The organism is Candidatus Kryptonium thompsonii (assembly GCF_001535985.1).
GTDB classification, from domain to species: domain Bacteria; phylum Bacteroidota; class Ignavibacteria; order Kryptoniales; family Kryptoniaceae; genus Kryptonium; species Kryptonium thompsonii.
This window is the reverse complement of the sequence record NZ_CZVS01000077.1, coordinates 33,859-53,307: the sequence shown is the minus strand read 5'-3', so window position 1 is coordinate 53,307 and position 19,449 is coordinate 33,859. Positions and strand designations below refer to the sequence as shown.

At 35.6% G+C, this 19,449-nt stretch carries 18 protein-coding genes and 1 other RNA gene; 12 read left to right on the top strand and 7 right to left on the bottom strand.

Annotation, left to right across the window (positions count from 1 at the left end):
- From AWW78_RS09540 to ssrA, 12 genes are all read left to right on the top strand, one after another.
- The coding region (locus tag AWW78_RS09540) for an NAD-dependent epimerase/dehydratase family protein (protein ID WP_047133542.1) at positions 1-832 on the top strand (832 nt) is incomplete at its 5' end.
- Positions 833-879: 47 nt separating this feature from the next.
- Complete coding sequence (gene wecB / locus AWW78_RS09535; protein WP_047133541.1) at positions 880-2,013, top strand: non-hydrolyzing UDP-N-acetylglucosamine 2-epimerase; 1,134 nt, start codon at positions 880-882, stop codon at positions 2,011-2,013.
- Positions 2,014-2,056: 43 nt separating this feature from the next.
- On the top strand, positions 2,057-3,187 hold the full coding sequence (locus AWW78_RS09530) for an MraY family glycosyltransferase (protein ID WP_047133540.1): 1,131 nt from the start codon (positions 2,057-2,059) through the stop codon (positions 3,185-3,187).
- Between the two features lie 515 nt (positions 3,188-3,702).
- Positions 3,703-5,337, top strand: coding sequence for a capsule assembly Wzi family protein (locus AWW78_RS09525; protein ID WP_047133539.1), 1,635 nt, complete (start codon positions 3,703-3,705; stop codon positions 5,335-5,337).
- Positions 5,338-5,368: 31 nt separating this feature from the next.
- Positions 5,369-7,231, top strand: a complete 1,863-nt coding sequence (gene glmS / locus AWW78_RS09520) for a glutamine--fructose-6-phosphate transaminase (isomerizing) (protein ID WP_047133538.1) — start codon at positions 5,369-5,371, stop codon at positions 7,229-7,231.
- A gap of 20 nt (positions 7,232-7,251) precedes the next feature.
- On the top strand, positions 7,252-8,595 hold the full coding sequence (locus tag AWW78_RS09515) for a UDP-glucose dehydrogenase family protein (RefSeq protein WP_047133537.1): 1,344 nt from the start codon (positions 7,252-7,254) through the stop codon (positions 8,593-8,595).
- Positions 8,596-8,619: 24 nt separating this feature from the next.
- Positions 8,620-9,186, top strand: a complete 567-nt coding sequence (rfbC, locus tag AWW78_RS09510) for a dTDP-4-dehydrorhamnose 3,5-epimerase (protein WP_047133536.1) — start codon at positions 8,620-8,622, stop codon at positions 9,184-9,186.
- A 2-nt stretch (positions 9,187-9,188) separates the two neighbouring features.
- Positions 9,189-10,136 carry a UDP-glucuronic acid decarboxylase family protein gene (locus AWW78_RS09505; RefSeq protein ID WP_047133535.1) on the top strand — a complete coding sequence of 316 codons (948 nt, stop codon included), beginning with the start codon at positions 9,189-9,191 and terminating at the stop codon, positions 10,134-10,136.
- Positions 10,129-10,497 carry a hypothetical protein gene (locus tag AWW78_RS09500; RefSeq protein ID WP_047133534.1) on the top strand — a complete coding sequence of 123 codons (369 nt, stop codon included), beginning with the start codon at positions 10,129-10,131 and terminating at the stop codon, positions 10,495-10,497. Before AWW78_RS09505 ends, AWW78_RS09500 begins: the two co-directional genes overlap by 8 nt.
- A 119-nt stretch (positions 10,498-10,616) precedes the next feature.
- Positions 10,617-11,576 (top strand): hypothetical protein, encoded by a 960-nt coding sequence (locus tag AWW78_RS09495; protein WP_141651974.1) that lies wholly within the window; start codon positions 10,617-10,619, stop codon positions 11,574-11,576.
- 288 nt (positions 11,577-11,864) lie between these two features.
- Complete coding sequence (locus AWW78_RS09490; RefSeq protein ID WP_141651975.1) at positions 11,865-12,614, top strand: class I SAM-dependent methyltransferase; 750 nt, start codon at positions 11,865-11,867, stop codon at positions 12,612-12,614.
- A 292-nt stretch (positions 12,615-12,906) separates the two neighbouring features.
- Positions 12,907-13,270, top strand: a transfer-messenger RNA (tmRNA) gene (gene ssrA, locus AWW78_RS09485).
- A 23-nt stretch (positions 13,271-13,293) separates the two neighbouring features.
- Here the strand turns inward: ssrA and accD are convergent.
- The 7 genes from accD to AWW78_RS09450 all read right to left on the bottom strand — a co-directional run bounded on the left by accD (position 13,294) and on the right by AWW78_RS09450 (position 19,443).
- Entirely contained in the window at positions 13,294-14,133 is an 840-nt protein-coding gene (accD, locus tag AWW78_RS09480) for an acetyl-CoA carboxylase, carboxyltransferase subunit beta (RefSeq protein ID WP_047133533.1), read from the bottom strand.
- 8 nt (positions 14,134-14,141) lie between these two features.
- Positions 14,142-14,837, bottom strand: a complete 696-nt coding sequence (gene tsaB, locus AWW78_RS09475) for a tRNA (adenosine(37)-N6)-threonylcarbamoyltransferase complex dimerization subunit type 1 TsaB (protein ID WP_075426254.1) — start codon at positions 14,835-14,837, stop codon at positions 14,142-14,144.
- Positions 14,834-15,256, bottom strand: coding sequence for a tRNA (adenosine(37)-N6)-threonylcarbamoyltransferase complex ATPase subunit type 1 TsaE (gene tsaE / locus AWW78_RS09470; RefSeq protein ID WP_047133532.1), 423 nt, complete (start codon positions 15,254-15,256; stop codon positions 14,834-14,836). Before tsaE ends, tsaB begins: the two co-directional genes overlap by 4 nt.
- On the bottom strand, positions 15,256-16,827 hold the full coding sequence (porX, locus tag AWW78_RS09465) for a T9SS response regulator signal transducer PorX (RefSeq protein ID WP_320410001.1): 1,572 nt from the start codon (positions 16,825-16,827) through the stop codon (positions 15,256-15,258). Before porX ends, tsaE begins: the two co-directional genes overlap by 1 nt.
- Positions 16,828-16,896: 69 nt before the next feature.
- The gene (locus tag AWW78_RS10955) at positions 16,897-17,697 is read right to left on the bottom strand and encodes a lipopolysaccharide biosynthesis protein (RefSeq protein ID WP_333783401.1); all 801 of its coding nucleotides are present in this window, start codon (positions 17,695-17,697) and stop codon (positions 16,897-16,899) included.
- A 192-nt stretch (positions 17,698-17,889) separates the two neighbouring features.
- Positions 17,890-18,393 carry a lipopolysaccharide biosynthesis protein gene (locus tag AWW78_RS10950; protein WP_047133530.1) on the bottom strand — a complete coding sequence of 168 codons (504 nt, stop codon included), beginning with the start codon at positions 18,391-18,393 and terminating at the stop codon, positions 17,890-17,892.
- Positions 18,394-18,447: 54 nt separating this feature from the next.
- Positions 18,448-19,443 carry a CgeB family protein gene (locus tag AWW78_RS09450; RefSeq protein WP_047133529.1) on the bottom strand — a complete coding sequence of 332 codons (996 nt, stop codon included), beginning with the start codon at positions 19,441-19,443 and terminating at the stop codon, positions 18,448-18,450.
- Positions 19,444-19,449: the final 6 nt, after the last annotated feature.

The window sequence follows — 19,449 nt, the reverse complement described above, 5'->3', positions numbered from 1 at the left end:
AAGAAGCGATATTGATTTAAAGAGAGTATTTAAAGAAGATATTAATATTGTGTTTCATTTAGCAGCATTTTTCGCAAATCAGAATTCTGTAGATTATCCCGAAACCTCAGCAGAGGTAGATATAATGGGTTTGATAAAATTGTTAGAATATTCAAGGTTAGGTAAAGTAGAAAAGTTTATATACGCGTCGAGCGGTTGTGCTATTTATGGGTCTTATCCTAAGCTACCTTTAAAAGAAGATTTTATTTCTATGCATCTTACAACACCATACCAGATTAACAAGATGACGGGTGAAATGTACTGCAACTTTTATTTGCACCATTATGGTTTACCTATAGTTAACTGTAGATTTTTTAATTCTTATGGCCCCGGCGAAGTCCCTGGGCAATATAGAAATGTTATTCCAAACTTTATTTACTGGGCAATGAAAGAACTTCCACTGCCAATTACAGGAACTGGCGAAGAAACGAGAGACTTTACTTATGTATTAGACTTAGTTCAGGGTTTAGTTAAAGCGGGATATTATAAAAAAGCTATAGGTGAAAACTTTAATCTGGCCGCTGGTAGAGAGGTTTCAATAAAAGAGGTGGCCCAGCTTGTAATAGAAACCACGGGTAGTAAATCCAAGATAATTTTTAAGGAGAGAAGAAAATGGGATACTAAACCAAGATTACTTGCATCTATCGAAAAAGCTGAAAATCTAATCGGATATAAACCAATAGTTGATTTTAAAGAGGAACTTTACGCAAATATTGAATGGTTTAGGGATAACTGGGAAAAAATAGAAATGCTTGCGGATTTCCCCCCGGGTATGAGTAGCGCAGTAAGATGATCGATTAATTTATGAGTTAACTAAGTTACGATACGAATAATAAAGTAATGAGAAAAATCTTACTTATTTTTGGGACACGACCTGAAGCCATAAAATTTGCGCCTTTATACCAAGAATTTAATAAAAATTCTAATTTTTTTGATGTAAAAGTATGTATTACAGCTCAGCATAGGCAGATGTTAGATCAAGTACTGAATTTTTTTGGGATAAAACCAGATTATGATTTAAATTTAATGAAAAATAATCAGTCATTATTTGATATAACAACTGGCGTCTTAAGAGGATTAGAAAAAGTTTTGAAAGACTACAAACCAGATCTTGTTTTCGTTCAAGGGGATACAACATCTGCATTTGTAGGAGCTCTTTCAGCTTTTTATATGAAAATAAAAGTTGCGCACCTTGAGGCTGGGTTGAGAAGTTATAATAAATATGCTCCTTTTCCCGAAGAAATAAATAGAGTTTTGATTGGCCATCTGGCAGATTATCACTTTGCACCAACTATAAAAGCAAAAGAAAACCTTCAGAAAGAAGGTGTAAAAGAAAATGTTTGGGTAGTTGGAAATACTGTCATTGATGCTTTATTTTGGGGATTAGAAATAATTGAAAAAAATATTAACTTAAAAAAAGAAATAGAGTCATTTTTTGAAAGATTTCTTGATTCTAATGAAGATAAAGTTATCTTGGTTACAGGGCATAGAAGAGAAAGTTTTGGTGAGGGATTTGAGAACATTTGTAAGGCATTAAAAGAAATCGCAATACAATTTCCAGAGATAAAAATCATTTATCCAGTACATTTAAATCCCAATGTTAGGGAACCTGTAAACAGGATATTAAATGGTATCGCAAACATATATTTGATAGAGCCCTTAGAATATCCTTATCTCATATGGTTGATGTCTAAATCATATTTAGTTTTAACTGATTCGGGTGGAATTCAGGAAGAAGCGCCATCACTTGGAAAACCTGTACTTGTAATGCGTGATGTAACAGAAAGAATAGAAGGAATAGAGGCAGGCACTGCAAAACTTGTTGGTACTAAAAAAGAAACTATTTTCAAAGCGGTTCAAAGTTTAATAGAAAACCAATCTGAATATCAGAAAATGTCAAAAGCGGTAAATCCCTATGGAGATGGGCTGGCAAGTAAAAGAATTGTTGATATAATTCGAGACAATATTAATTAAATATTTGGGGATAAGGAAGGTTTAAAATAAGTTCGTAAATTTTATGCTTTGGTCACTTGTTTCATTTTTAGTCTCATTTTTACTTTGCTTTTTTATTATTCGCTATGGATTTACTAACAATAGCAACAATAGCGCTATCTTTGATTCTGCTAACGGTGAACCACAGAAATTTCACTCAAAACCTACCCCTCGTATCGGTGGAGTAGCTATTTGGGGAGGATTTATCGCAGCGAGCGTTATTCTCTTCTTTCAAAAAAATGAGCTTACAAATTTATTTGTCATGATTTTATTATGCTCAACCCCTCTTTTTGCGATAGGAACCGCTGAAGATTTAACAAAGAAAATCGCGCCAATGGTTAGGTTTTCAGTTGCCCTTGTATCTGCTTTACTTTCCTTCTTTTTAATGGATGTAAGAATTACAAGGCTCGATATAATTGTGCTTGACGATTTGTTGCGATTTCTTCCATTATCACTTTTCATTACAATACTTGCAATAGCAGGCTTTTCAAATGCTGTAAATCTTATTGATGGCTTTAATGGACTCGCAAGTGGAGTGTCTATGATTATTCTTATTGGACTTGCTTATGTGGCTTTTAAGGTTAATGATACATTTCTTCTTTTTCTCTCAATCGTTATTATAGCTGCAGTTTTGGGATTTTTTATATGGAACTATCCTCGTGGTTTAATTTTTTTGGGTGATGCCGGGGCATATATCATTGGCTTTTTTATATCTGTAATTTCTATCCTTCTTGTTGCAAGACATCATCAGGTCTCACCCTGGTTCCCAATGTTACTTCTGATATATCCCGTGTGGGAAACTTTATTTTCTATCTACAGGCGAAAATTTAAAAAAGGCTACCCTTTAACTAAAGCTGATATACTGCATTTCCATTCCTTAGTTTATAAGAGAATTACGAGAGAAAACTCATCGACCTCTATTTATTTCTGGGGAATCACATTTATAAGTTTCATCCCAGCTGTAATTTTTTGGCAAAAAAGTTTGATCCTTCAGGTATGCACTTTTCTATGGATTGTTATGTATTTATCTCTTTATCGAAAAATCGTACACTTTGAAACTCCAAAATATTTAAAATACCTAGCCAAGCAACTAGGATCAAATAATAGTATCTCTCCTAAAAAAACGAGAGACATAAGTAAAACTGAATTGAGATAACAAAGCAAATAATTAAAAAGAGAAAAAACGTTGAAAGCTATCCAGCGGTGGGGATGAAACATAGACCAACTTATATATCTCTACCTATGTTAACAAACTACAAGGAAAAGGGAATATTAGAATAGTCAATATCAATGCTACAAATAAAAATTTCACTTTTTCTATTATTATCCTCATTCTACTCCTCATCTTTCCCTCCTGCTCCCCAACTAAACCATCGGGGAAAACTATAAGTGGAAAGGTAATCCTTGAAGATACATCTGATTTTTCGGGAGTAAGGATTTCCCTATTTAACCTACCTCAAGTTGATTCAACCATCTTATACTCCTTGAAAAATTATCCTTTTCTGTTTTCCTTTGATATAACTCTTTTTTTTTTACTCATTCAAAACAAACTCTGATTGCTCAAACATTAACAGATAAAAACGGTAATTTTTCTTTCTCGAATATCCTTGGAGGGCGAGTATATACCCTTTACCCTAAAAAGCTGGAGATATAAACCAAATCCGATAAAGCATGCGCGCTGACAAAAAATCTTGCCCAAGTAAATTTGCAATTCTTATTGTAATTATAATTATTTTTCTTGAGAATCGTTCCTTTTCTCAATTTTCTGAGACCATCCCAACTGATTACTGGGTTTACAGCATAATTGAAGAACTCAAAGTTCGTGGTTACTTCAGGGAACTACCACAGGGGTATAAACCATATTCAAGAATTGAGGTAGCAAAACAAATAGTTAAAGAGAATACAAAGATAACGAATGATTTTGAAAAGGGACTTTTTAAGATGCTTGAAGAAGAATTTGGAGATGAGATCAATTTTTTACATGCGCAGGAGCAATCAAATTCATCTAATCTTTTAAAAGATAGTGATGATTTTAAATTTAAAACTGGTGTCACGCTCTTTGAATATGCTTGGCGTGATGGGTATTCAAACCGTCTTTTAAGATTCAGGGGCAGAGCAAAGTTTGTACTTTATTACGGTGATAAGTTCACACTGTATAATAATTCTTTAATGGATCAAAATTTGCTTGATGATACAACTTACACCGGTAGAAGATGGCTTGGTTTTTTTGCTGGATATACGGAGCAAGGTTATCTAAAATTAAATGTTGAACCTTTGTCGATTAAATTGGGGCGGGATTATATAAAGTGGGGGTATGGGAGAGGTGGAAATTTATTAATTTCAGATTATGCGATTCCATATGATATCCTTCAAGTTGACTTATTTTCACGGAGAATTAAATATAGTTGGTTTGTCTCTCAGCTTGATGATAGAATACCAGATAGCAGCAGGGTATTAGAAATTAGATCTGATACTCTTGAAACGTTAAAAGCCCGTAGATATTTGTCTGCCAGTAGATTTGAGATAAACTTATGGAATAAACTTTATCTTGGGTTTGGACAATCTATTTTATATGGCGGAAATCGTCGTAGTATTGACTTAACACTTTCAAATCCATTCGCTTTCCTTTATGAGTTTCAAGTGAATGACGGGAAAGAATCAAATATATTCTTCTATGCTGATTTAACTTATTACCCAGCTCGAAATTTGAACTTCCACGCTGAATTTCTCATAGATGATTGGATGTACCAGAGGAAACTAAAAGGAGAACTTGAACCAAATACATATGCATTTTTAATTGGTTTTAGGATCGGAGATATATTAAATATAATCGGCAGCGAATTAAATATGGAGTATACCCAAGTTAGAAATAGAACCTATAATCATGAGTATGAACCCCTTAAATATTTAAGATTTAAACGCCCGATCGCACATCCATTGGGGAATGACTTTCAAAGTTTGGAAGTATGGCTCTCGCAGTGGGTATTTGGGAAAGTAAAATTGACCTTGAATTATAAATTCATTGAACATGGTGAAGGGTCAATTGAAAAACCATTTGATAAACCATGGATGGCTCCAGAGATAACAGTTGAAACTGGATATAAAGAAAAATTTCCATATGGTGTGGTTGAAAGAACTCATTTGGTGGGAATAAAGCTATTTTATTATTTTAATTCAAGATTGAACTTTAACCTTGAACTTTCATACTTAGATATAAAAAACTATAAAAATGTTGAAGGAGCAAAGAAAAACTTATTTACATTTAAAGCATGGGTGTTTTTCAACTTTGAAAAATTGGTGTGGTAAATTTTAATTTTAACAAAAAAAGGGAGAAACTATGTGCGGAATTGTGGGCTACATTGGCAAAAGAAATACGATTGATGTTTTAATCAATGGCTTGAAACGGCTTGAATATAGGGGTTATGATTCGGCGGGAATAGCTATATTAAAAGATGGCAACCTTTGGCTTTACAAAAGGGCAGGGAAAGTTGCCACACTTGAAAGTGAACTGAAAAATTTTTCTTTTAGTAGCACTTCAAACTTTAATGTCGGGATATCTCACACACGCTGGGCAACTCATGGTGAACCAAACGATATCAACGCTCATCCACATGTTGATTGCACTGGAAAATTCGCCGTGGTTCATAACGGCATAATCGAAAATTACTCAACCTTGAAAAAGAAACTTGAATCACTCGGACATATATTTAAAAGCCAAACTGATACTGAAGTAATATCTCACTTGATAGAAGAATTTTACAAAAACACAAAAGATTTTATTACATCCGTTCAAATTGCCCTTAAACATATTGAAGGAACCTATGGGCTTGCGATAATTTGTGCAGATGAACCTGAAAAAATGATCGTTGCAAGGAAGGGAAGCCCTATAATAATTGGTTTAGGAGATGGGGAGTATATCACTGCATCTGACCCTTCAGCTATTGTTGCTTTAACGAGAAATGTTATTTATCTTGAAGATGATGAAATTGGGATAATTTCAAGCTCCGGCATCGAAATAAAAAAGATACACTCCACAAGCGATAATGAAATTGCGAATCTTGATGGAAGAATTCATGAACTAACGTTCAGCTTAGAGGAGATAGAAAAGGGTGGTTTTCCACATTTCATGTTGAAGGAAATTTTTGAGCAACCTGAAAGTTTGTATAATTCAATGCGTGGCAGAGTAAATGAAAATGGCGATGTGAAACTTGGTGGAATTGCCGATGTTATGGATAAAATTTTAAATGCGAGAAGATTCATCATCACCGCGTGTGGTACGAGTTGGCATGCTGGATTAGTTGGGAAATATATGTTGGAGCAATATGCAGAAATTCCAGTTGATGTTGAATATGCTTCGGAATTTAGATATAGAAATCCTGTAATCTTCCCAGACGATGTGGTTTGGTTAATAAGCCAAAGCGGTGAAACCGCAGATACGCTTGCAGCATTGCGACTTGCCAAGGCAAAAGGAGCTACTACTCTTGGAATTGTAAATGTTGTCGGCTCAACAATTGCAAGGGAAAGCCAAGCGGGGATATACATCCACGCCGGCCCTGAAATTGGAGTCGCATCCACGAAAGCATTTACAAGCCAGCTTGTTGTGCTGAGTTTAATTACACTTTTGCTTGGGAAAGAAAGAAAAACAATCTCCCAAGAATTTGCACGAGAAATAGCAAAAGAATTGCTCTCAATCCCAGAAAAAGTTAAAAAAATTCTTGAATTAAACGATTACATAAAACTTCTTGCAGAAAAATATAAAGACCATCACAATTTTCTTTACCTTGGACGTGGGTTTAATTATCCAGTCGCCCTTGAAGGAGCTCTAAAGTTGAAGGAAATTTCATACATTCACGCTGAAGGTTATCCAGCAGCTGAGATGAAACATGGACCAATCGCATTAATCGATGAAAATATGCCCGTCGTTTTTATCGCTGTCAAAGACAATGTCTATGAGAAAGTATTGAGCAATATGGAAGAAGTTAAAGCAAGGAAAGGGAAGATAATTTCAATTGTCACGGAGATTGACGACAAGGTGAAAAAATTATCAGATCATATTATTCAAATTCCAGGAACGCTTGATATGTTGATGCCAATTCTTTCTGTAATCCCATTGCAATTGCTTGCTTATCACATCGCTGTCATGCGTGGTTGCGATGTCGATCAACCAAGAAACCTTGCAAAAAGTGTAACTGTAGAATAAATAAAAATTAAAAATTAAAAATGAACATTGCAATAATTGGCACAGGTTATGTTGGACTTGTAACGGGAGCTTGTTTTGCTGAGGTTGGAAATAATGTCATCTGTATGGATGTTGACAAAGCTAAAATTAATAAACTGAAAAAGGGAATCCTTTCAATCTACGAACCTGGACTTGAAGAGATAGTGAAAAAGAATCTTTTCTCGGGAAGGTTAAAATTTACAACTGATCTTAACTATACAATTGAAAATTCTGAAATAATTTTTCTCTGTCTCCCAACACCATCTAAGAAAAATGGAAATGCTGACCTTAGCATTTTATTTTCAGTTGTTAAAGATATAGCAAAAATATTGCGTAAGATAGCAGAAAAAAGTGAAGAGCAAATTAAAAAGTTTTTGATAAGTAAATCAACTGTTCCAGTTGGCACAGCTGATAAAATAAAGGAAATGATGGATAAAGAACTTGAAAAATTTAAAGAGAAAGTAGAAGTAGAGGTTGCGTCAAATCCTGAGTTTTTAAAGGAGGGGAATGCAGTGCAAGATTTTATGTTTCCGGATAGAGTTGTAATAGGTGTAAACAATGGGGAGGCGGAAAGAATTCTTCGTGAGCTTTATGAACCGTTCGTTAGAACGGGTGCACCAATTCTTGTCATGGATACAAGGAGCGCTGAAATGGTGAAATACACCGCGAACGCTTTTCTTGCGATGAGAATTTCATTTATGAACGAGATAGCAAATTTGTGCGAAAGGCTTGGCGCCGATGTTGAAAAGGTGAGAATTGCCATTGGATATGACAACAGAATTGGTCCAAAGTTTCTATTTCCTGGTGTGGGTTGGGGTGGAAGCTGCTTCCCTAAGGATATAAAAGCATTGATAAAAATGGGTGAAGAAAATGGTTTGAATTTGGAGATTGTAAATTCTGTTTACGAGGTAAACGAAAGGCAGAAAAAAATTATCGTGGAAAAGATAAAAAAACATTTTGGAAAAGATTTAAAAGATAAAAAAATTGCCGTATGGGGACTTTCTTTCAAGCCAAAAACTGACGATATGAGGGAAGCACCATCAATTACAATTATAAATGAGCTTTTGAAACTTGGAACCAAAATTACTGCATTTGATCCCGTCGCAATTCCAAACGCTAAAAAAATCTTTGGCAATAAAATAAAGTATGCGAAAAGCCAATACGACGCTTTGAAAAACGCCGACGCGCTCGTTCTCATAACAGAGTGGCAGGAGTTTAGAGAACCCGATTTTAACTATATGAAGACACTTATGCGAACACCGGTCGTATTTGACGGGAGAAATATCTATAACCCCGAAAAATTAAAAAGACTTGGATTCACATATTACGGAATAGGTCGCCCCTAAGAAAATAAAAATTAACCTGAAATAATGCCGTTTAAATTCACTTACGTTGATAATATCCCTGGTTTGATCATAATAGAGCCCGTCGTCTTTGAAGATGACCGGGGTTTTTTTATGGAAACATATTCGTATAAAGAATTTGAAAGGGTTGGGATAAGCGAAAAATTCGTCCAAGATAACCATTCAAAATCAAAAAAAGGTGTGTTGAGAGGTTTACACTTTCAAATTGAACCATTCGCACAGTCAAAGCTTGTAAGATGTGTAAAAGGTGAGATTTTTGATGTAGCTGTTGATATAAGACCAAATTCACCCACATTTAAAAAATGGTTTGGTTTAATCTTATCTGAAGGAAACAAAAGAATGTTATATATTCCAAAGGGATTTGCACATGGTTTTGTTGTTTTATCCGAAGTTGCAGAGGTTGAATATAAAGTTGACAATTTTTATTCACCTGAGCATGAACGAGGAATTATCTGGAACGACCCTGAAATCGGGATAAACTGGCCCATTGAGTACCCAATTTTGTCAGCCAAGGATAGAAATTTGCCGAGGCTATCTGAAATCGTCCTTGAATTGAAAATAAATGATTTTTGAGAATGGCTCGAGTTGTAATTACAGGTGGTGCAGGATTTATTGGCTCGCATCTTTGCGATAGGTTTATAGCGGAAGGGGATGAGGTTATCTGCCTTGATAATCTTATTACAGGTAATCTTGATAACATAGCTCATCTCTTTGGGCATCCAAAATTTAAATTTATAAAATATGATGTCACCGAATTTCTCTATGTCCCTGGAGATGTTGATTACATTCTGCATTTCGCATCGCCTGCAAGCCCAATGGATTATGTTAAGTATCCAATTCAAACTTTAAAAGTAGGTGCGCTTGGAACTCACAAAGCATTGGGGCTTGCGAAAGCAAAGGGTGCAAGATTTCTTTTAGCTTCAACAAGTGAGGTATATGGCGATCCACTTGTGCACCCACAGAGCGAAGAATACTGGGGCAATGTTAATCCTATTGGGATACGCGGCGTATACGATGAGGCAAAAAGATTTGCAGAAGCGATGACGATGGCTTATCACCGGTATCATGGTCTTGATACGAGGATCGCAAGGATATTTAACACATACGGTCCGAGGATGAGAATTGACGATGGTAGAGCAATACCAGCATTTATGACACAAGCTTTAAAAGGTGAAGATATAACTGTATTTGGGGATGGAAAACAAACGAGAAGTATTTGCTATATTGATGATCTCGTTGAGGGAATTTTTAAACTTTTGATGTCTGATTATGTTTATCCTATAAACTTGGGAAACCCTGATGAGGTTACGATATTGGAACTCGCAATGGAAATTAAGGAACTTGCCTGCAGTAAAAGCAAAATTGTGTTTAAACCACTTCCGCCCGACGATCCAAAGGTTAGAAGACCTGATATAACAAAAGCAAGAGAAATACTTGGCTGGGAACCAAAAGTTCCGAGAAAAGATGGGCTGAAAATGACCTTAGAATACTTCAAGCAAAAACTTGGAATTGTTCGTGAGTAAGCTTTCTGATGATAGAATAATACACTTGATGACTGGGAGTAGGAGACATATAACTATCCTGCCATATGAAGAATTTTTAAAAATGGAATTGCTTTTAAAAGGCTCAGGTGAGAAACCACCCATATTTAGCTTAAGATTTAAGGAAACCGTGCTTTTGGAGTTGCTTGAGTTGTTTAAAGGTGATTTAATTAAAATCAGCAAATTGATTGGTGAGATAAACAAACTAAGAGACGACCCGTTCCCATTGGAAAGCATTAAAGTTAGATATAAAATTTATAAAATTCCAATTAACGATACCAATGTAACCTACATGGTGAACAAACAAAGAAAACTAATCACCGTCTTATCTGTGGAAACTTAATCCTGTAGCGCGCTGTGAAATGTAAGGTTTTATTTTCAGTTTTGTTTATTTTTTGTTCAATTGCACAAGCACAGCAAGGGGTTGATCTCCAAGAATTTTCACAAGTAAAAGACCAAAACGTGAAGTTTTTATTTGACGCATGGAAATATCATTTCGGTTGGAAAACTTTAGGTGGTGGATATGTAAGACATGTATTACTTATCACCGATGAAAGCATTGTTGAAATTGAAATGCCAGAGGTTTCTAATACACCTGGGTATTCATTTTCAGGATTTGGTAATTTAAATGAACCAAGTGAAATTTTCCTGAATATACTTTTCTTTCCACTTGAGAAGATTTTACCTGATCCTTATGAAAAAATGAGACAGGAAATTCAAAATATACTTGACTCGCTTAAGCAAAGTCCGAGCGTGGAAAACTTTGTCAGTGCTATATCTTATTTATATTCCAAAAGAGGTGAAGAGATTGAAGTTAAAAATGTTTATCTCCGCAACAACCTTAAAGATTTGGAATTAAAGGGAAGTGGCGATGAAATTAGCCTAAGTTTCAAGGTCGATAACAAAAAGCAAACTTATATTTCAAGATATAAGGAGACCGAAGAAGCAAACAAAGTTTTATTAGCGCTTCAAGATGTATTTGAAGTAAATAGCGAAGTTAAAAAAGAAATTAAAACTGCTGAAGTTGCTAATGATTTTGCTCAAATGGCATGGTATATCGAAGCATTTGGAAATTCAGTGATTGGCTCAGTTAACATTGATTACAGGTTTCATCCAAATTTAAGTTTCAGGGCAGGGGGAAGCTGGATGATTTTTGGTTTTGGTTTCCCGATTATGCTGAATTTTCTTACAGGAAGAGAAACATCACATCATTTAGAGTTTGGCGCAGGTATAGTTCCAGTGATAGGTGGTTTTGACGGTGAGAAGTTAGCATTCTTTGAGACATTAACTTTGGGCTATAGATATCAACCTAAAAAGGGTGGTCTAGTTTTTAGAGTTTCGTTTACTCCGCTTATCAACTTTCCAGATAAAGGTGAAACTCGTCCATGGGCTGGAATTTCAATGGGTTATGCTTTTAAATAAATTTTTCAAGTTTGAATGAACCTGTGCTTGAAAAAAGTACAATTTTGAAGATTTGTCTGTTATGTGGTAATGAAGGGGTGCTTTTTTATGAAGGTCTCAAAGATCGATTTTTTAATGCACCGGGCACTTGGTTTTTCATGCGTTGTCCTGTATGTGATCTTGTATGGTTGAATCCACAGCCTTCTCACAGTGATATTGATAAATTCTACTGAGTATTACACACATCAAGAGGAAGACCCTTCTAAAAAACAGCTGGCAAACATATGTGAAACTATCGGAGCAAACATTTTGCTAACTAACTTTGGTTATTCGATAAGTAGGCAAGGTAAATGGTGGAGCTGGGTTTTATCCTTGATGGGACCTCTTAAGGAGCTTGTCGGTGGAAATGTAATGTGGCTTAAAGCAAGTGAAAGAGGGCGACTTTTAGATATAGGTTGTGGCAATGGATATTTTTTGGTTCAAATGAGAGATCTTGGATGGGATGTTGTGGGTGTTGAACCTGATCCTAAAGCTGTAAAAGTTGCAAGAGATCACTTTGGATTAAGGGTTTTTCAAGGCACGCTGGAGGAAGCCAAATTTCCTGATGATAGTTTTGATGTAATCACCATGAATCATGTAATTGAGCACGTGCCTGATCCCATAGGTTTACTTTCTGAGTGTCGCAGAATTCTAAAGCCAAATGGTAAACTTGTTGTGGTTACGCCGAATATTAAAAGTTTAGGAAGGTATTTGTTTGGTAAGTCTTGGGTCCATTGGGATCCTCCACGCCATTTATTTCTTTTCTCATCCAAATCGCTACGAACCTGCGCTGAAAAGGCAGGGTTAAAGGTTCAAAGATTATGGACGCCGGCTAAAGGAGCCCTTTGGATGTGGATGACCAGCCGTTTAATTAAGTGTGACGGCTTTATTCCTGGTGGATTGCTTAACAAAGTAAGTTTGAGGTTGAAGATGGAAATGATAATGTTTTGGACGGTTGAATATATAATAAACCGGTTCCGGTATGTAGGTGAAGAGTTAGCTTTGGAAGCTTCAAAATGAATGTGCTTGTGATGTTAAATTTAGCATTAAGTTCCAAATGCACTAAATCACTGCAAGCTTGCGTTGAACAAGCTGGGCTGTAGGGTGAGGGTGTTTTTTTATCTAAGTTTACATAATGTAGCTTAGATATATAAAATCAACCTAAATTTTATTTAGCTACTTTACTCGAAAAGAAGCCGCAATGCTTACTTGAAAATTTCAATTTTTGTATTTATATTTTATCAAGGAACCTAATAAGGTTGAACGAAGTTATTAAAAATTGGATTGATCTACATTGCGTTCTTTGAAATTTGGGGGTGTTGTGGTCTCGACGGAGACCGGAGGTACTTAAAACGGCACACCGTGCTTTTGCCGTTTGCACGTAAAACAAACGGCGAAAAATAAGTGCCAACTATTCATATGCCTTGGCTGCCTAATTAAAATGGCAGCCCGTCCTTTATAGCTTGTGCCTGTCCAGGCTATAAAGGGCGTGGATTAACGACAGGCGGTCGCTATTTCTGTTCTCAGGGGAAATAGCGAGCCAAATTACCTGAGATAGCTTTGCTGTGGGTGCCTATCCCCGAACAGCAAAGCGAATCCCCAAAGATAGGCTAAGTGTGTAGATGTTTTAAGTGCCTGGTCTCCGGACCCGGGTTCGACTCCCGGCACCTCCACTATTCAACAAATTCCCCCTCATAGCTTACTTTTCAAGAAGGAGTTTAAGAATTTGAACAAGTTTATTTTTTAACTCTTTTCTATGAACGATTAAATCAATAAATCCATGCTCAAGCAAAAATTCAGCTCGTTGAAATCCCTCGGGCAAATCCTTCCCAGTAGCTTGCTTTATCACCCTTGGTCCCGCAAAACCTATTAAAGCTCCTGGTTCAGCTATATTTATATCACCAAGCATAGCGTAACTTGCTGTAACACCACCAGTTGTAGGATCTGTTAAAACAGAAATATAAGGAATCCTAGCTTCAGCTAACTTAGTCAGCATCGCAGCAGTTTTTGCCATCTGCATCAAAGAAAGCGCGCTTTCCATCATCCTTGCGCCACCGCTTGAAGATACAATTATTAACGGATTTTTTGTCTTATACGCTTTTTCAATAGCCCTTGCTACCTTCTCACCGACTACAGAGCCCATACTGCCACCGATGAATCTAAAATCCATCACTCCAATCACAACTGATATCCCATTCATCTTCCCTAAGCCTGTAACTATCGCCTCGTTCAATCCAGTTTTTTTCATAGCTTCTTTCAACCGCTCCTTGTAAGGCTTTGTGTCAACGAAATTTAAGACATCAACAGATCGAATTTTTTTGTCAATTTCTTTAAATGTTCCTTTATCAATTAAAATGTTTATATAATCGTAGCTGTTTATTCTAAAGTGATAATTACACTTGTGGCAGGTCCACAAGTTAAGCTCAAGTTGTGACCTATGTATTATTTCTCCGCATCCCTCACACTTTGTCCAAAGTCCTTCAGGGAGCTCCTTTCGCTCACCTGATATGTTCTTAGTTAATCTTTTAAACCAAGACATGAAAAATTTTACTTTGTTTTTATTGTGAACTCTTTTACATAAAGTGGCTCGATGGAAGCTATATCAGCAAAATCTCCCATCTTATATTTATCCTCGGCTACCTTGCCTACATAAAAAGCATCAGGGTGATTAAATTCATCGTCATCAATAAAGATTACATCTTGATTATAAAGATTTTCCTTTAAATTTACAATTCCATCACCAATTAAAACAAATCCTCTTTTAATTTCTCGCATAATTTCATCTGCATTTCCAAATAGATATGGTGTAGTTCTGAGAAGTTTGCCATCTTGAAATTTATACAGGCTGTAATAAAAGTCATTCTGCTTTGCATTTAAAATGGAACAAACATACAGAGCATCGTCTATATATCTTCCAACAACTTCGCAGACTTTTGTCGCCTTTAAAGCAAGCGCATCGAGTGTGGGCACAGCAATCAAAGGTTTTCCAGTAGTATAGCATAAACCCTTCGCAATACTTAATCCAACTCTCAAACCAGTAAAGGAACCCGGACCAATTGATACAGCAATTGCGGTAATTAAGTCCAAGCTTAGATTTATGTTTTTTAGCGTTTGATCTATCAACGAAATTAGTTTCTCTGCGTGTAGTTTTTGAATGTTGTTTTCTATTTTTGATTTTGTTTTTCCATTTGCAATAACGGCTACAGAACATAAATCAGTTGATGTTTCAAGCACCAGAATCATAATTTACTTATCTCTATTATCCTTTCGTTTTCATTTGACCCAAAATTTAAAACCACTTCATACCTTGAATCCGGCAAAATTTCCCCCACCTTCTCCGCCCATTCTATCAATGAAACAGCATCGTTATATATAAACTCGTTAAACCCTATCTCAATTATCTCATCAACTTCATCTATCCTGTAAAAATCAAAGTGATACACCTTTAACCTTCCCTCATATCTGTTCATTATTATAAATGTTGGACTGTTCACAACTTCACTAACCCCAAGACCTTTGCACACGCCCTGAATAAATCTGGTTTTTCCGGAGCCAAGCTCGCCATAAAGCGCAACTACATCACCAGCCTTTAAAACTTTTGAAAATTCCCGTCCAAGATTGATCGTTTCATTCTCACTTCTTGTCAAGAATTTCCCCAGCATCAAATCTTGGGAATAAGTTTGACAATCGGTACTATCATCTCCTCAAGCGAGACACCGCCATGCTGAAATGTATCTTTATACAAATTTAAATAATGATGATAATCGGTCGGGTAAACAAAATAGTAATCTTCCTTTGCAATTATATAATTTATTGCAACACCTCTTTTCGGAAGTTTGTACGTTTCTGGTCTTTCGATAAAAATTGCTTCCTTTTCGTCGCACTTTAAATTCCTTCCGTACTTATATCTCAAATTTGTAGCGGCTTCCCTATCCGCAAGAACCTTTGAGCCACGCAAAGCCCTGATGCTACCATGATCAGTTGTAACGAAAATTACCACATTTCGCATCTTCGAAAGTGTTTTAAGCATCCTATAAAATGACGAATGAACAAGCCAAGTATTTGTCACCGCACGGTATGCGGATTCATCAAATGACAATTCTCTTATTACAGTTGAATCACCCCTACTGTGAGCTAACATATCGACAAAGTTAACTACAATAGCTGTCAGCTGACCCTGCGCATAAGTGGTTATATTTTGTTCAACACCAATTCCAAAGTCCGGGTCGATTATCTTAAAATACTTTACCTTAGATTTTAACTTTACACGGTTTCTTTGAAGCAAATCCTCAAGAAACTCTTTTTCATACTTGTTTCGGCTCCTTTCCTCATCATTGTTTCCCTCCCATAACTCTGGAAATCTTCTTTCAATTTCTATCGGAAACAGACCACTAAAAATTGCATTTCTTGAATACGGCGTAGCCGTTGGAAGAATCGAGTAATAATAATCCCTCTCAACTATAAAGAAATCATGTAATTCCTTCTCCATCACAAACCACTGATCAAGTCGCATACAATCTATAACAAAAAACACAACATTCTTACCATCTTCAATTTCAGGGATTATATACCTTTGAACTATATCAGTTGATAACACGGGCCTGTTCTCAGATTCGATCCACTCGGGGTAGTTCTTCTCGATAAACTTTCCAAATTCAATATTACAACGCCTCTTTTGTTCGAACAACGATTCCCTTAATCCAAGCTCTGGATGTTCATCAAGTTCGATATCCCATTTTATCAAACGCAGATAAATCTCAATCCAATCCTGATAATCAAGTTCCGTCATAAGAGCGTTTTCAATCGCACGAAAACCCTGCAAATATTCAACTGTCAGCTTTTCACTTGTTATCTTTTTCGCCTCGATAAATTTTTTGCAAACCATTAAAATCTGGCTCGGATTTACAGGTTTTGTCAGATAATCACTTATCTTGCGTCCGATCGCCTCTTCCATCAAACTCTCTTCTTCGTTCTTTGTCACCATCACAACAGGGATTCCTGGGAACAACTCTTTAATTTCAGAAAGGGTTTGCAATCCTCCTTTGCCTGGCATAATTTCGTCAAGCAGAATTAAATCGATGTCTTTTCCACTCTCCCTTAAAAACTCAACAGCATCATCGCCATTTGTGGCGACGGAAACTTTATATCCCTTTTGTTCAAGAAACAAAATATGTGGTTTCAAAAGTTCAATTTCATCATCTATCCAAAGTATGTGTCCTCTTTCTTTCATCATTATTTCTTTCACTATTTTTTTCACCTCGATTAAAAATTAAAAATCAAACCTTAAATAAACAAACCAAGTTTAAAATATATCCCGAGCCTTTTCCAAGTACACCCAAGCTTTCTCTTTCACAATCGACATCATACTTGAAACAATTTGAGTTTTCCGAGATAAATAATAGATTGAAACCCCAAACCAGACAAAAGCGATTAAAATTCGCAAATAAAATCTTAAATATGCATCAACTCTTACAAACTTCAACGCAAAAACCATTAAAATTGGTAAAGATGGAAGCGAAAATTTGACAAATGAAATAACCGATGGAAAAATTTTCGAATAATTGACGTAACTTAAAACAAACAATATAAAAGTTCGCAGGAAAAAATTTACAAAAGTCACATATGCGATACCAAGTAAGTCGAACCCATTCTTAAAAACGGCAAAATTCAATAAAAGTATAAATGGGATAAAAATTAAATTTAAAACAAGGATCTTGCCTTGTTGATTTACAGCTATCAAAAATGTACCAAGCATAGCCCCAAGTGAAAGAAAATAGTAAGCGATTGAAAGTTTATCGATGTATCTTAAGCTTTCAACATACTTAGGCAAGAAAATTGTTATAAGCGGCTCAGCCAACGAAATAGTTAACATTGAAATAAGCGGTGTCATAAAAGCAATTACAAGCAACGACTCATCGAGAAAAATTTTTAAATTCTCCTTTAACTTTGACCTTCCAAATTCCTCTATCATTCTTTGACCAATAAACTGTCCAACTGTGACAGATGCAAAATACGGAATAACCCCGAAGCCAACAGCAACTGAGTAAAACCCCATCTTGGATTTCTCAAACAGATTTGCAACGGAAAATTTATCTATGCTCATCAAAAAACCATAAGTAAAACCAATGAGTAAAATTTGAAATCCAACTCCAAGGATTTTCCTTAAAAGCTTCCAATTAATTATAAGGTTAATTTCCCTAAGAACTCCCTTTAATGAGAGAAAACACACGAGCAGAAATGAAAACGTCATGCCCAAGAAAATTCCAACAGTTCTAAATTTAAAAAGTAAAAGAATTTAAAATGTTAAATCGAGCAACGCTTGTATAAGCTGAAAAATGTAGGCTTTCTTGAAGTTATGTTTTACACGATAGTATAGTAAGGCATACGTGAAGTTCTGATTCAACAAAACAGCTATTGCCGTTAAAATAACTGCTGTTTTATTTTCAACTATAGTTTCAAATGGTGAAATGAACGAGTAAACGATCACCGAAATTAAAAATGCAGATGTTATAAGATTTAAACCCCAAAAACCTGAGCCAAGAAATTCCCTCGCTTTTGATTCACGTCCCGCCCCAAGTTCATATGGAACGATGCGCGAAAGCCCGTCAATGACGCCAAGATTACTATAATTTCCGTATGAGAAAAAGAGAAAGATTGCACTATAAAGTCCAAAGTCGGCAGGACCAAGGAGTTTTGCAAAGATAAAATTACGAAAGAACAGTATAAATTGTGTGAGATATTGTGAGATAAATGCTATTGAAAGATCGCTAATTGCTTTCCGCCTTGACCATTTAATCATAATAAAGAATTGTAAATGTTCTCAATTTTTCTAGCGACATCTTCAGCCGAGGCATTAGATTTTCCCGAACCAATGTAATCTTAGTCGCATATATTTTAATTCTTTTATTTTTGAGATTATCACATCGAAAGCATCCCGCAAATACAAAATTAACTCATTGAACTTTAATCTAAACCTTGACAGCTTTACATTCTTTGAAGCACAATAACATACTATAAAATTTTTATTTTGTTCAATTTTTTCTAGGATAAACTTTACCCTGTGCAAATAAGTGTGCGAGCTTATAGCTTTTTGATAAGCGTTTTCCGCTATTCTATTTCTTTCACTATCATGTTTTAAATAATAGTTAATTTTCTCAGTTAGATCTTCGAGAGTCCCATCATATGTCACAATTTCATTCCCGATTTCAAACAATTCTTCCAATCCGTTATCGTATATCTGGTTTGTCATAGGTAAAGAACCAGATATGGCAGCCTCAAAAATCCGCATATTAACATCATTTTTAATTGAATAGTTTACCACTATTTTAGACGAACTGTAAATTTCGCCAATCTGATCACAAGGGGCTCTTCCTATGAAACTGTTTGGGTATCTATTTATCAATTCGGTCATCAAAATTTTTCTCGTGCCTCTGCCCAAATTTCCGACAAAAGCAATATCATACTTAATTGTAGTCATTTTTTTCCCATGATAATCTAGATCTCCAGCTAAAGGTAACCAGTATATATGTGAAAATCTATTTTTAAGTTTTTCAAAGTTATTTTTTTGTGCAACAAAAACAACATCAAAAAACTCAGCCATTATTTTATCGCAATTGAGGGTAAGATGTGTATCAATTAACCATATAGCCTTGGGATGAAAATCAACATCAAAAATATAGTGAGCTCCATAGTCAATGGCTAATATCAAATCAGGCTTAGGAGATAAATTACTTCTAACTTCTTCGGGATACAAAATCTTCACATTGTGATTTAACTTCTTAAGCTCTTTGTATATATAAACACCAGTTGTGCATTTTTGATTTTTATCAAAGACTAAGAAAATGTTCATTTTTAC